Source organism: Bradyrhizobium sp. Leaf396 (assembly GCF_001424605.1).
Classification (GTDB): Bacteria; Pseudomonadota; Alphaproteobacteria; order Rhizobiales; family Xanthobacteraceae; genus Bradyrhizobium; species Bradyrhizobium japonicum_C.
The window spans coordinates 1-13,119 of sequence record NZ_LMQJ01000042.1 but is presented as its reverse complement, the minus strand read 5'-3'; the positions used below and the strand labels follow the sequence as shown (position 1 = coordinate 13,119).

14 protein-coding genes and 2 pseudogenes are annotated in these 13,119 nt (G+C 58.3%); 11 read left to right on the top strand and 5 right to left on the bottom strand.

The genetic code is table 11. From position 1 onward, the window contains the following. Positions 1–192, top strand: a 192-nt coding sequence (locus ASG57_RS27355) for a transposase domain-containing protein (RefSeq protein ID WP_057198457.1), incomplete at its 5' end; no start/stop codon positions are given. Positions 193–262: 70 nt separating this feature from the next. Here the strand turns inward: ASG57_RS27355 and ASG57_RS37215 are convergent. Then, positions 263–572 (bottom strand): annotated as a pseudogene (locus tag ASG57_RS37215) (transposase); the annotation flags it as partial. Between the two features lie 409 nt (positions 573–981). Between ASG57_RS37215 and ASG57_RS38850 the strand changes: the two are divergent. Both ASG57_RS38850 and ASG57_RS27350 read left to right on the top strand, forming a co-directional pair. Beyond that, positions 982–1,350, top strand: a complete 369-nt coding sequence (locus ASG57_RS38850; protein WP_230646863.1) for an adenylate/guanylate cyclase domain-containing protein — start codon at positions 982–984, stop codon at positions 1,348–1,350. Further along, positions 1,293–2,558, top strand: coding sequence for a CadC-family transcriptional regulator (locus ASG57_RS27350; RefSeq protein ID WP_200948591.1), 1,266 nt, complete (start codon positions 1,293–1,295; stop codon positions 2,556–2,558). Before ASG57_RS38850 ends, ASG57_RS27350 begins: the two co-directional genes overlap by 58 nt. Before the next feature lie 33 nt (positions 2,559–2,591). Here the strand turns inward: ASG57_RS27350 and ASG57_RS39495 are convergent. Next, positions 2,592–2,763: pseudogene (locus tag ASG57_RS39495) on the bottom strand (IS5/IS1182 family transposase); the annotation flags it as partial. A 168-nt stretch (positions 2,764–2,931) separates the two neighbouring features. Next, the gene (locus ASG57_RS27345; RefSeq protein ID WP_057198455.1) at positions 2,932–3,195 is read right to left on the bottom strand and encodes a flagellar biosynthetic protein FliQ; all 264 of its coding nucleotides are present in this window, start codon (positions 3,193–3,195) and stop codon (positions 2,932–2,934) included. Positions 3,196–3,425: 230 nt separating this feature from the next. On the opposite strand from ASG57_RS27345, the gene ASG57_RS27340 reads away from it, so the two are divergent. Then, entirely contained in the window at positions 3,426–4,682 is a 1,257-nt protein-coding gene (locus ASG57_RS27340; RefSeq protein ID WP_057198453.1) for a tetratricopeptide repeat protein, read from the top strand. Between the two features lie 150 nt (positions 4,683–4,832). Then, positions 4,833–5,573 carry a flagellar hook-basal body complex protein gene (locus ASG57_RS27335; RefSeq protein ID WP_057198461.1) on the top strand — a complete coding sequence of 247 codons (741 nt, stop codon included), beginning with the start codon at positions 4,833–4,835 and terminating at the stop codon, positions 5,571–5,573. A 78-nt stretch (positions 5,574–5,651) separates the two neighbouring features. Here the strand turns inward: ASG57_RS27335 and ASG57_RS38180 are convergent, their stop codons facing one another. Then, on the bottom strand, positions 5,652–5,810 hold the full coding sequence (locus ASG57_RS38180) for a hypothetical protein (RefSeq protein ID WP_156402839.1): 159 nt from the start codon (positions 5,808–5,810) through the stop codon (positions 5,652–5,654). A 484-nt stretch (positions 5,811–6,294) separates the two neighbouring features. Between ASG57_RS38180 and ASG57_RS27325 the strand changes: the two genes are divergently transcribed. After that, positions 6,295–6,549 (top strand): PilZ domain-containing protein, encoded by a 255-nt coding sequence (locus ASG57_RS27325; RefSeq protein WP_057198449.1) that lies wholly within the window; start codon positions 6,295–6,297, stop codon positions 6,547–6,549. Positions 6,550–6,583: 34 nt separating this feature from the next. Here ASG57_RS27325 and ASG57_RS27320 read toward each other — a convergent pair whose 3' ends face one another. Next, a complete protein-coding gene (locus ASG57_RS27320) occupies positions 6,584–7,501 on the bottom strand; it encodes an NAD(P)/FAD-dependent oxidoreductase (protein ID WP_057198447.1) in 918 nt (305 codons plus the stop codon). 1,284 nt (positions 7,502–8,785) lie between these two features. On the opposite strand from ASG57_RS27320, the gene ASG57_RS27315 reads away from it, so the two are divergent. The 5 genes from ASG57_RS27315 (at position 8,786) to ASG57_RS27295 (ending at position 13,043) form a co-directional block, all read left to right on the top strand. Continuing rightward, positions 8,786–9,058 (top strand): hypothetical protein, encoded by a 273-nt coding sequence (locus ASG57_RS27315; protein WP_057198445.1) that lies wholly within the window; start codon positions 8,786–8,788, stop codon positions 9,056–9,058. Between the two features lie 293 nt (positions 9,059–9,351). Then, positions 9,352–10,794 (top strand): TolC family protein, encoded by a 1,443-nt coding sequence (locus ASG57_RS27310; protein WP_057198443.1) that lies wholly within the window; start codon positions 9,352–9,354, stop codon positions 10,792–10,794. Between the two features lie 14 nt (positions 10,795–10,808). Beyond that, a complete protein-coding gene (locus ASG57_RS27305) occupies positions 10,809–12,182 on the top strand; it encodes a multicopper oxidase family protein (protein ID WP_057198441.1) in 1,374 nt (457 codons plus the stop codon). Between the two features lie 49 nt (positions 12,183–12,231). Continuing rightward, on the top strand, positions 12,232–12,717 hold the full coding sequence (locus ASG57_RS27300; protein ID WP_057198459.1) for a cupredoxin domain-containing protein: 486 nt from the start codon (positions 12,232–12,234) through the stop codon (positions 12,715–12,717). A gap of 38 nt (positions 12,718–12,755) precedes the next feature. Beyond that, a complete protein-coding gene (locus ASG57_RS27295; protein WP_057198439.1) occupies positions 12,756–13,043 on the top strand; it encodes a copper-binding protein in 288 nt (95 codons plus the stop codon). Positions 13,044–13,119: the final 76 nt, after the last annotated feature.

Below are 13,119 nucleotides of genomic sequence, written 5' to 3'. Positions count from 1 at the left end.
GGCTCCGACGGCGGCGCCGAGCACTGGGCCATCATCGCCTCTCTGGTCGAGACCTGTAAGTTGAACGACGTCGATCCGCTCACTTACCTGACCGACGCCTTCACCAGGATCGTCACCGGCCATCTAAACAACGACATCGATCAGCTGCTTCCGTGGGCCTATTGTCGTCAAAACCTCAAAGCCGTGGCCTGAGAACGACGCTTACGAATTTGTTGATCGTCAAGCCGAATCATGATCTTCCCATCGATTGGCGCTAGATCGCGATGCGGGCGCCCTGCTGATGTGCGCAAGCAATCGAGGTGTCGATCATCCGGACTGCGGCATCATGGGCTGCAGCAAGTGCGTCTACGATCAGGCCCAGACGCCACCCCGTCGTCCGCGGACGAAACGGTTGTAGCAAGGGGTGTAACGGTCCAAACGCCGCGGGCAGATCACGCCAGGGTGCCGGATCGCAAGAACCAAAAGATGCCATTGAGGACACGACGGTCGTTCACTAGAGGGACGCCAAGCGGCTTAATCGGTTGCATGGGCTGGACGGCAATCCATTCATAATCGGCGAGTTTGTAGCGCATGATTCGAGCCAGTTTGGAAGTTTGAATCAACTAAAGGCGCCAGACGCAACGCTTCCGGTCAGGCCCCGGTGGACGCTTACCGAGTAGAAGCAAACATGAGCCAGCCGACAATCTCCGCTGAAACCGTTGAAAATGACCGTCATTGCCCCTAGCCCAAGAATAGCCCCCCGTGCTTTGATTGTGTGGTCGAATTTGCGGATCATCTAGGGGGCGTTTCTTTGACGACCGAGCGTGTGGACCGGCGACTGGCAGCGGTGCTGGCGGCGGATGTCGCTGGGTACAGCCGACTGATGGGGGCCAACGAGGAAGACACATTGGCCCGGCTAAAGGCTGTCAGAAACATCCTGGTTGAGCCGGCTATAACCTCCCATCGTGGCCGGATCGTTAAGACGACCGGCGACGGTCGCTGGTGGAGTTTGCCAGCGCCGATGCGGTGCGCGGTGCGACTGAAGTCCAGCGCAGCATGGCCGAGCAGACCGCCGTGCCGCAGGATCAACGGATCGAATTTCGCATGGGCATTCACGTTGGTGACATCATTTTAGATAATAACGACATTTTCGGCGATGGCGTCAACATTGCTGCCCGCCTAGAGAGTCTTGCCGAACCTGGCGGGGTTTGCATTTCGGATGACACCTATCGGCAGATCCGGGGCAAGGTCGACATCGCATGTGACGACCTCGGACCACAGAACCTCAAGAATATTGCCGATGCGATGCGGGCTTGGCGCCTTCAATTGACCAATCGAGCTTCGTCCATGGCACATCCGGTTCGGGCATAGCCGCGCCAGCGGTTCTGGCTTTACCCGACAAGCCCTCCATCGCGGTGCTGCCGTTCCAGAATATGTCCGGCGATCCCGAGCAGGAGTATTTCGCCGACGGCATGGTGGAAGACATCATCACTGCGCTGTCACGCTTCAATTCCCTGTTCGTGATCGCCCGCAATTCGAGCTTTACCTACAAGGGAAAGGCGGTCGACATCAAAAGGGTCGGCCGCGAACTCGGCGTGCGCTACGTGCTGGAAGGAAGCGTCCGGAAGGCCGGTGGCCGGGTGCGCATCACCGGTCAGCTGATCGATGCGGCGAGCGGCGCCCATCTTTGGGCGGACGGGATCGACGGCGAATTGACCGACGTCTTCGAGCTTCAGGACCGGATAACGACGAGCGTGGTATCCTCGATCGCGCCGAAGATAGAACAGGCGGAGATCGAGCGGGTCCGGCAAAATCCTACGAACGTACCGGACAGCTACGATTCCTATCTGCAGGGACTGGCGCTGGCTAGTCGCGGGCAAGGCGCCGAGGCCAGGAGCCTGTTCAAGCGGGCGATCGAGCAGGATCCGCTATACGCCGCTGCTCACGCGATGGCGGCTTACATCTACCTCGTGGATCAAGCTCAGTACGGTGCGATAGCGGACGCGGGCATGCGCGCCGATGCCGCCGCGCTTGCCAATGCCGCCCTGAAACTCGCTAACCAGGACGCCTTCGTGCTGGCCCGCTCCGCCCAAGCCCTCACCTACCTCGGCCTCGAATACGACCGCGGGGCCTCGCTGGTAGAGCAGGCGATCGCCCTGAATCCAAACTTGTCCGTCGCATGGCTCGCAAGGTGCTGGGTTTCGGTCATGCGGGCTGACGCGGAGCGGGGGATCGAAAGCTTCGAGAAGGTGATGCGGCTAAGCCCTCTCGATCCGCTCAAGCCTTTCTTCGTGGCCGGCGTTGCGCACTGCCATTGGTTTCAGGGCCGTTTCGAGGAGGGGTGCGAGCTTGCCAAGGAGGCCATTCAGATTCGACCGCACCTTCAGCCGTTCGCATCCTACATCGTGAACAGCGTAGCGCTCGGAGATCTGCCGGAGGCCAGGAAGGCCGCCCGGCGTCTGCTGGAATTCGATCCCTCCTTCCGGATGTCGGGCGCTGCCGCGATTTTTCTGATCCGGTCTGCGGAATATCGCGAAAAATTTCTGGGCGCCCTCCGGACTGCGGGGCTGCCGGACTAGGTGGTGTGGACACATATCGCATCCATAAGATGGTGCGAAGGTGACGAGCGCAACGTAATTTCGGGCTGTCTCTTCGAAGCGGCTTTGCGATGCGCGGATTTGAGTTTTGAGAAGCAGCACGCTACGAGGTGGCGTTGGGCGTAGAGATGCTGTCGCGCGGGTATTTGAGCGCCCGCGACTGTTTATAGGGGGTAACGGCAAGCGCTTCCTCGCGACGGAACTTCCCAAGTCATTGGAACTCTCGAGCGTGTGCGTTGTGGATGCCAGGGTAATTCTGAAGGAGGCGAAGGTCACAAGCGAACCCGACGCGTTAGTTGAGTTTCTTGAGACGCTCGGCTTTGCGGTGAAGCGGATCGGGTTGACCGCCGTTTATCTAGGGAGCCAAGATGCGCGTCATCACGCGCAAGAACTGCCGATGAGATTCATCCGCCATGAACGGGAGCGCAATGAGAAACGTGAGAAACGTGGCTACGATCTTTGGAACGTAAATCAGCGTTTGCTCCTGAATTTGCGTCAGGGCTTGAAAGAGCGACACGAGAACTCCGACGATGGTTCCCACCACCATCAGAGGGGCGGACACGAGAACGACGGTAAAGAGAGCGTCTTCGGCCGAAGCGATTACTTCCGCGCCCGTCATCGCGAATCCCCTCAGGATGAGTTGAGCAGTTTCTGTTTGGTCCGAAATGGTTAACGAAAGGTTAACAAGCCTCTGGTCAGGACGGCCGCTGCGAGGCTACTATACAGGAAGGGAGAGGCCGGTCCGAGCGAGCTTCGGCATGCGGTCTCCGATGAAATCCCGGTCGGCTGGACGCCTTTTCCACCAGCCCAATGTGCTAGGCTGGCGAACGTTCACACGAGGCTGTCATCATGTCGCGTTTGTTCGCCATCCTGATGCCTTTCATTCTTGGTCTGTTGACGATCGGCCCGGTGACGGCTCAGGAGCCAACGCTCGAGCTGGGCCGCGCGGCGTTTGAGGCCAAGATGCGTGGACAATTTGCGCTCGCGATTGGGCTTTTTGATCGCGCCCTGTTGGAGAGCAATCTTTCGGCGGCTCAACGAGGAATGCTCTATTATGGTCGGGGCGCCAGTTACGAGCAACTGGAGGTGAGGGGGCGAGCGCTGTCCGATCTGGATTCAGCCATTGTCCTGTTGCCGGAGTTTCCGAATTCGTATCTCTATCGCGCCCTCATCTGGGTTGCTGAACGCCAGTATGATCAGGCCATCGAAGATCTTCATTACGCGCAAAAGCTCGTCCCGCATGACCCCACCATTCTCATGAATTTGGCGGGCGCATTTGCGCGCCTTGGGCAAGTCGATCGCGCCATAGAGACATACGGACAGGCAATCGCAGAGCGTCCCGACGCAGCGAAGCTCTATTATAGTCGGGCGGTCGCTTACATCCAGAAGAACGATCGTGCAAGAGCACTCAGCGACCTCAATCAAGCGATTATGCTGCAGCCGAAATTTGCTGACGCCTATGAGAATCGCGGCGTGTTGATGAGCATCGATGGGGAGGCCGAACAGGCTCTCGCCGATTTCGATACCGCTATTGCTCTCTCGCCAAATGATGTCAAGTTCAAGGAGAACCGCGCCAATGCGCTTTCAACGCTCGGCCGTTACAGCGAAGCGCTTGATGAGTTCGATCGCGCATTAAAGATCGATCCCGGTCACCCCGCGCTCTATCTGGGACGCGGAAAAGCTCATCTTTTTCTTGAAGATTTCAAAGCCAGCATCGAAGATTTCAAAGTGGCGGTGCGCTTGCGGCCGCTCAATCCCTACTCCGTCATCTGGCTTCACATCGCCCGCTTGCATGCCCACGATCGGGACGATGACGAATTTGCAGAAAATGCCGCCAAGCTTAAACGGGACCTTTGGCCCAGCAAAGTGGTCGATCTCTACCTCGGCACATCTGACGCGGAACAAGTCGTCTCCGCCGCCCTGGCGACAAACGACGATACGGGCAAGCACGGGTGCGAAGCCGATTTCTTCGTCGGCGATTATGAAGGTCATCGGGGCGATTCAACACGGTCGAAAGAGCTGCTGCAACGGGTGGTGACCAAGTGCCGGGCATTCGATGCCGTCTTCAGCGCGGCGCAGTCGGAACTTCAACTTGCCGGCCGTTAATGGCTCGATGGAAATGAGGCGGCTGCGTTCAGACCCGTTCGTGCCCTTCAAGTGTGGGCGCGCCTGCTTTGCAGAAGACGTCTATCTATTGCAGTGTCCAGCGCTTCTTGACATTGTGTGAGCCTGATTCGGCTAAGTGGGGTCGGGGACATGGGCGAAACCACGCTTATTCACCTCTCACGTCTGATCGCGCTTGAACGCAAGCTTGACGTCGTCGCCCACAATGTTGCCAATTCGAACAGCACAGGATTTCGGGCGCGCGAGCTGGCGTTTCGGGAATATCTGAAGCCCGAAAAAGGAGTCGATGAGACAGGCAAAAGGGAGCGTCCGCTATCCCTGGTCGATCCGCGCTTCCAGTTCGGAAGTTCCAGTCAGGGCGCGCTCCAGCCAACCGGCAACCCACTTGATGTGACCATTCAAGGCGAGGGGTATTTGGTTGTTCGAACCGCGCAAGGTGATCGCTATACACGAGCCGGCGCCCTGACGATCGACAGTTCAGGACAGATCGTCACCCTTGCGGGCCAACCGATTTTGGGCAAGAGCGGCCCAATCCAAATTCCCTCGAAAGACGGCGAGGTCAGCATTGCCAGCGATGGTATCGTTAGCACCAAGCGAGCCATTTTGGGTCAGCTTCGCCTGGTTAGATTTGCAGACCGGGAGCGCCTGCAACCGGCCGGCGAAAGTCTGCTGCGAACCGACCAACCGCCGATCGAGCTTGGCTTCGGCCAAGTGACCCTCGTCAGCGGCGCCCTCGAACAATCCAACGTCGCCACCGCGCGGGAAATGAGCCGCCTGGCTGAAATTACACGCTCCTACGAGATGGTCGGAAAACTTCTGAAAAGCTCCCAAGACCCGGACGATCTCAATAAGCTCAGCAACGTGCCGGAGTGAGTGTCTCCACTCCGGCCCGTCTGTGAGCTTCGCCCGACCCCGTTCACGCTGAAGTCTCCATACTCATTGCTCACTCGCCTACTCCGAGTGACCGCGCACCAATTCAGTCGTGGTGACCGCCGCCGTGTCCGCCAAACCCGCCTCCAAACCCGTGACCTCCAAACCCGTGACCTCCGAATCCGTGGCCTCCGAATCCGTGGTCAGCAAATCCATGACCGCCAAAACCATGGCCGCCATCGTAATGATGTCCGCCGAAGCCGAAGCCGGGCGCATAAACGTAACTGCCCGGATAGTAACCGCCACTATAATAAGGAGTTCGAACATAGCGGCGTGACCGATAGCATCTGCCATAGTCATCGCAGACAAGGTGGACCGGCTGCGCATATTGGCTCGCCGCAGTTTGTCCAAACGCCAAGGCGGCTGGCGAATTCGGTGCCAACGGGGCCGCGGATGCCGAGGTTGCAATCGTCATTGCGAAGAGGCTGGCGATTGCCAAGCGCTGCGATGATTTGTGGAACACGGACATGATCGGATCTCCTACATAACGTATGGCATTGTAAGCAATCGAGGGCTGCGCCGGTTCCTGGCTTGAGCGAAACAAAGGTTAACGTCGGCGCAGCGGACAACCTTTTTTCCGCATTGCAAAAAGACGGAACTTGCAGAGGAATGAATTTTAGGAGAAAGTTCCAGCTTAGGAGCACGTGACAGCTGGTTTTACGCGATGGACGAAAAGCGCGACGAATTTCGATCCCGCGTGTTGAAGGCCGCAACCATTAGATTTGGCAATGGTGGTGCCATCAGCTGTGTTGTCCGCAACATGTCCTCGCGAGGGGCCGCACTCGACGTTGAGAGCTCGCTCGACATACCCGACAAGTTCGAGCTGGTCATCGATCGGGATGGAGGCCGTTATCAGTGCCATCTGGTCTGGCGGAAAGCAACGCGCATCGGCGCTCGCTTCCAGCCTGGAGCGAAGTGATGGAGGTTGCCAAGGCCGTCGATCTTCCTTAATCCTAGGGATCGCCGAAGCCGTCAAGATCGCGTAGCCGATTATGGATGGCAGTTGCGGCGATGGCGGCTTGGCCGCAGGCGACGCTGATCTGATCGAGGCCCTGCACCACGTCTCCGGCAGCGTAAAGACCCTCCACATTCGTCATCTGATGCGAATCGACGGGAATGCATCCCTGACTTGAGAGAGAACCTCCCAAAGACAAAAACAGGTCCGTGTTGCTGCTGGAGCCCAACGCCGGATAGAGGGTGTCGAACCGGAGGCGCGCGCCGGACGCGGTTTGGATGAGTATTTTGGCTTGATCGACGGTCAGGCAAGCGACGGGCTGTTTGATGAGCGAAATGCCTGCGGCTGCAAGCTGTGTCGAACTGCGGTCATCTATTGCTGAAGGATCACAAAAGAGCGTTACATCCTGGCTGTACGTGCGCAGAAACAACGCCTCGCGTACGCCGTGGGGCCCCCTGCCCAATACGACAATTTTTTGGTCTTTGGCTTCAAAGCCGTCGCAAATGGGACAATAGCGGATAAGTCCGGCTGCAACGGCATCGCGGTGGATCTGCGCACCCATGTCAGGCTGGTGATTGACAACGCCCGTTGCCAAAAGAAGCGTCCGCGCCGCTGCAGCTTCTTTGGCGAGTTCGACCAGAAATCCCTGGTCGATCCGCGCAAGAGCGATCGCCTTGTCGGCTAGGATTTCGCTGCCCAAAGACGTGAGATGCTCTCTCATGCGCCCCAAAATCTCTGTGCCGCTGATGCCGGCAGGGAAAAGCGGCTGATTATGTGAAACCGGAATCCATGCGGCTCGGCTTTCGCCCGCGTCAATCACGCAGACCCTGCGTCGAAATCGCGCCAGATAAAGTGCAGCAGTCAGCCCGGCCGGACCGCCACCGACGACGATGCAATCAAGCAACGGGCCGGTCATATTGCACGAGGTGCGCTGGAGGATGACACGGGCCGGATCTCAGTTGTTCGACACAACCTCAACCATATCAGGTCGAACATACCGCTGCCGAGCATCGCAAACATAGGGAACATCGTCGTTGCTATATGAAGATCTGGCTTGCCAGCACGATGATCGTCAGCGTGCGCCCGATATTGTTTTTTTCGCAGTAAAGCCACGCAGTATCCGTTTAGAAAGGAGGATGATTCTGAGATCAATCATGGTGGGCGCGGCCGCGACTTCGAGCGGTCTTGTGCCCCACCCACCACGATCCGGGGTTGTGCGATCCCCGCTCCAGCAGGAGGCGTTCTGCCGAAGTTTGCCGGGCTACGAAAGCCCAGCCAGATTAATTCTTTATCATGCTTGCTCGATTTTTGAACACCTCGTTCGGCGGGCTGAGCATTTCGTCTCCTGCCCCGCGGCAAGTATGTGGGTGCTATTCTTTGGAAACCTTCCAGAGCTCCCGCTCCGTAGATAACTGATTAGTCAAACGACGATCCAAGGCCCTCGATCATGCGCTTTACGGATATTGGCGCCCATTGGGACAACTCAGACGGCCTGAGGTGAGCGACCGCCGTGCGAGCGGACCGTTTAACCGACAAGCCACACCAAGCCAAAAACTTTAATTTTCGGTTTCGTCCAGCTTGGCATGAACTATATTTTGGTGCAGATATTCCGGGAAGGTAGTCTAACAGAACCGTTTGGTGGACGAAGCGGCGACGATGCTGACGCTTGTGACCAGATCTTTGCGAGCAAGGGCAGCTTGGCTGCTCGCGGCTTTTTATCTGATTTGCGTCATGTCCCCAGCTCTCACGTTAACTCTTGGGAGCGGAAAAAGCGTCGCTTGTCTTGTCCAGGACAATCATAGCTCTAGTGCCTCCCACATTCATCCGGTTCCATCCGCCGGTGTTCATCACGTTGATGCCGATCCTGCTCAGCAGGAAAGCGACGGAAAAATGTCTGCTGTAGCGGATGCGGCGGACGAACTATCTGCGGGGGACCACGGTTCCGACGATACGCACAGGCATCGCAGCAACCAATGCTGTGGCTTGTCCTGCGTGAGCGCCTTGCCTGCAGCCATGCCCGACGTCGGCCGCCCCGCTGTCCTCACAACGACGCATCAAGCTTTAGTTGTGCAAGTTCTGGGGAACAAACCCTCCAAGCCGCTTTATCGACCGCCAATCGCCTGAACTGCGGTTCGAAACTCGCGTAGCGAGCCCGAGGGGCGCGCCTCGCAGTCGTGCATCAATGGTTTGGGAGAATTAGATGGCCGCCGAATTGGAGGCGCCGTTCGCCGGCATGGCGAACGCGGCTCGCTTACGTAAATTCGTGCTCAGGTCTGCGCAAATGCTGCTGATCGGAGGCGGCCTCTCGGGGTGCGCCATTCCTTTGCGCGTAGGACTGGTTTCGCAGGAGGGGCGGCTGACATCGCCTGACAGTCGAATCATGCTGGCTCAAAGCACACCCGCCCAAAGTGACAGCCTGGCACGGGCTGCATGTTCGGTTCCAAGCGAGGCAACGAGGAAAAAAGATGCGTAATGGGGGAACAGTGCGCGCGGCCTGGACGATCAGACGCGCGAGCAGGATGACGTGGCAACGATTGGCAGCCGCAAGCCTGGCTCTGAGCGTTATGGCGTTGGCGGGATGTACTCCGGGATCCTATCTGCTCGTCGGAGCAGATCCGGCCGATCCGGCGGTGCCCGTCGCGCCGGTAGGCTACCGCTCAACCGTTGCGCCTTACACGCATCTTCGCCCGGCCGCACCGAAGGGCTGGCAGGAGCAGAACCAACAAGTCGCGCCAGCGCCGAAGCGGGCTCAATAGGAGAAGCGCGATGTTTAAACGATCAAATGCGATACTTATCCGTCGTGCGATGCCGATGCTGGCGGCGTTCGCAGCCGCGCTGCTTTCCGGATGCGCGGCCTTTTCCCCGGATGCCGGCATGTCTGTCGTTGCAGACGTGGCGCAGGGCACCATCAAGAAAGACGTCGTTGCGATCCGCACGCCGCAAGACGCAGAATGGGCACACGACAACGTGCGCCGGCTGTTGCGACGCGGCCTGACCGTGGACACCGCCGTTCAGATCGCCTTATTGAACAATCGCGGATTGCAGGCAGCCTACAATGAACTTGCGATCGCAGAGGCGGATCTTGTTCAGGACAGTCTGCCTCCTAATCCAACCTTCTCGATTACGCGGATAGCGGGCGATGGAGCGCTCGAAATCGAGCGCCAGATCGTCGGCGATATACTGGCGCTCGCGACACTACCGTTCCGTTCCGAAATCGCTCGCCAACGTTTTCAGGCCGCGCAACTGCGGGCCGCCGAAGAAACGCTCAGGCTCGCGGCGGAGGTCAGACGAGCCTATTATCGGGCGCTCGCCGCCAATGAACTCGTCGGTTTGTTCACCGAGGCGAAATCTACGGCTGAGGCAACCGCGCAGCTCGCGCTCAAACTCGGCCAGACCGGCGCGATGAACAAGCTCGACCAGGCCCGGGAACAGGCGTTCTATGCCGAAACTGCGGCAGAGTTGGCAACTCTTCGCCAGGAGGCAACATCCTCGCGCGAACGCCTGGTGCGCCTCCTGGGATTGTGGGACGGCGATTTGGGCTTCCACCTGCCGGGTAAGCTACCTATCTTACCAGCGCGGCCCTTGTCTCTGCCCTTTATCGAAGTTGATGCGGTCACCCATCGTCTCGATCTCCAAATTGCGCGGATCGAGCTGGCTGCTCTGGCAAAGTCCCTTGCGCTGACGAATGCGACACGGTTCATCACGGTTCTTGATGCTGCAGGCATCGACCGCAAGACGCGTGATCCCGACGGAACTCCGTTCCGGGAACGTGGCTTTGACGTGCAGTTCCAGATTCCGATCTTCGACGGCGGCGAGGTTCGTGTTCGACGCGCGCTCGAAACCTACAATGAAGCGTTTAATTTGGTGACGGAAAAAGCTGTCAACGTCCGCTCCGAGGCGCGAGAGGCCTATCGAGTCTATCGATCGAGTTACGATATCGCGGGCCATTATCAACGCGAAGTCTTGCCGCTCCGGAAAATCATCTCAGACGAGATGCAGCTCCGCTTTTCGAGCATGCAGGTCGATATTTTCACGGTTCTGCAAGAGGCCCGCCAGCGGCTGGTGGCGATGCGGGCCGCGATTGAAGCCAAACGAGAGTTTTGGCTGGCAAAGGCCGAACTACAAACGGCCGTCAATGGTGGGGGCAGCGCAGAGACGCGTCGGCAGACACGTCCTTCTATCACGCAAGCGAACGCAGCTACCAACTGAGTGGAGACACAGTCATGCTATCCCGAAGAGGTCTTTTGACAGCTACCGCCGCGATCAGCGCAAGCGCTGTCAGCGGGCGGGTTCAGGCCGCGAGCATTCCCGAAGCGCCGACCATGGACAAAGCCGTGATGCAGCCGCCGCTGCGTCCCTCGAGTGGACCCGATTACAATCCGGTCGTCACTCTCAACGGCTGGACGCTGCCTTGGCGCATGAACGGCGATTGGAAGGAATTCCATCTCGTCGCCGAGCCGGTCGTTCGGGAATTTGCCGAAGGGATGAAGGTTCATTTGTGGGGCTATAACGGTCAATCCCCCGGCCCCACCATCGAGGCGGTCGAGGGCGACAAACTGCGCATTTTCGTCACCAACAAACTCCCGGAACAGACGACCATTCATTGGCATGGCGTGCTTTTGCCCAACGGCATGGACGGCGTCGGCGGGCTCAATCAGCCCCACATTCCGCCGGGCAAAACCTTTGTCTACGAATTCCAGATGAAGCACAGCGGGACGTTTATGTATCATCCGCACTCGGACGAAATGGTCCAGATGGCGATGGGCATGATGGGGATGATCGTCGTGCATCCACGCGATCCCAGTTTCCGCCCAGTCGATCGCGACTTCGTGTTCATCATGAGCACCTATCTCGTCGATCCCGGCACGTACCTGCCGAAGATCACGGAGATGACCGACTTCAATATGTGGACCTGGAACAGCCGTGTGTTTCCGGGCATCGATCCGCTGGCCGTCCGGCTGAACGACAAAGTGCGGGTTCGCATCGGCAACCTCACCATGACGAACCATCCCATCCACCTTCACGGACATAGCTTTGCCGTAAGCTGCACCGACGGAGGCTGGGTGCCGGAAAGCGCGCAGTGGCCGGAAACGACGATCGACGTACCGGTCGGTGCCATCCGCGCTTTTGATGTTGTCGCCGACAATCCCGGTGACTGGGCATTTCACTGCCACAAGTCGCACCACACCATGAATGCGATGGGGCACGATGTGCGCAATTTGATCGGTGTGTCGAAAAAGGATCTCGCAAGAGCCGTCGGAAAGCTCGCGCCAGATGCGATGGTGATGGGATCGACCGGCATGGCAATGGGCGAAATGGAGATGCCGATGCCCGATAACACCTTGATGATGATGACCGGCTCCGGTCAATTCGGTCCGATCGAGATGGGCGGCATGTTCACGGTCATGAAGATACGTGAAGACTTGGCGCGTGACGATTACAAGGATCCGGGCCCCTACAAATATCCCGCCGGTACCGTCTCCTATGAGGTCGACGCGCCGTCGCAGCCCCCTGTTCGCAAGGACAAGCCAGCGGGGGCTCCGAAAGAGGGCGACATGAAGGCTATGAAAGGCATGAAGGGAATGAAAGGCATGTAGTTTTTTGGGAAACAAGGCCGCTTCAACCAACAACACGGGGAACAAGATCATGAAACACGCAACGCTCACTTTGATCGCTTTCGCCGCGGTGACGTCCATCTCCGCAACCGCTTGGGCAGGCGAAGGTCCTAAGGGCCACAGCCACGACGAATCGTTTTCGGCCGGCGAACCCGGCGATCCTCAGAAGCCGGCCCGCGCCGTGCAGGTCACGATGGGCGAGATGGACGGCAAGATGATGTTCATGCCGACGAAGATCGATGTGAAAAAGGGCGAACAGATCAAGTTCGTCCTGCGCAACAACGGTGAACTCGAACATGAATTCGTGCTTGCCACGACCGCCGAGAACCTCAAGCACGCCGAAGCCATGAAGAAGAACCCCGACATGGAGCACGATGATCCGAACGCAAAGCGGCTCGCGCCAAAAAAGGCCAACGAGATGGTCTGGAAGTTTACCAAAGCCGGCGAGTTCGAGTATTCGTGTCTGATTCCCGGCCATAGGGACTCTGGCATGGTCGGCACCGTGACCGTGAAGTAATCCTACGTGATTTCAATCCCATAAGAATTGGAGTTCACATGAGAAGCCTGAAGATTGCCGTTCTCCTGACCTTGATCGTCCCTTTCGGGTCGGCATTCGCTGACAACCCCGTGGTCAAGGGCGAGGTCAAGAATATCGATGCTGCCGCCGGCAAAATCACTCTCAAGCACGGGGCGATCAAAAACCTTGAAATGGACGCAATGACCATGGTGCTGCGCGTGAGCGATCCCGGCATGCTGAAGAACTTGAAGGTTGGCGACAAGGTCAGGTTCGAAGCCGAGCGGGCCCCGGAGGGAGTGACTAGAGCTATGCCTGAATCTGGGTGACGGAGCCGATCAGGCGGCGTGGCTTTGCTGGGGCGGAATGACCTCGATGCCGTCGGCGAATCTGGCACCGGCGATG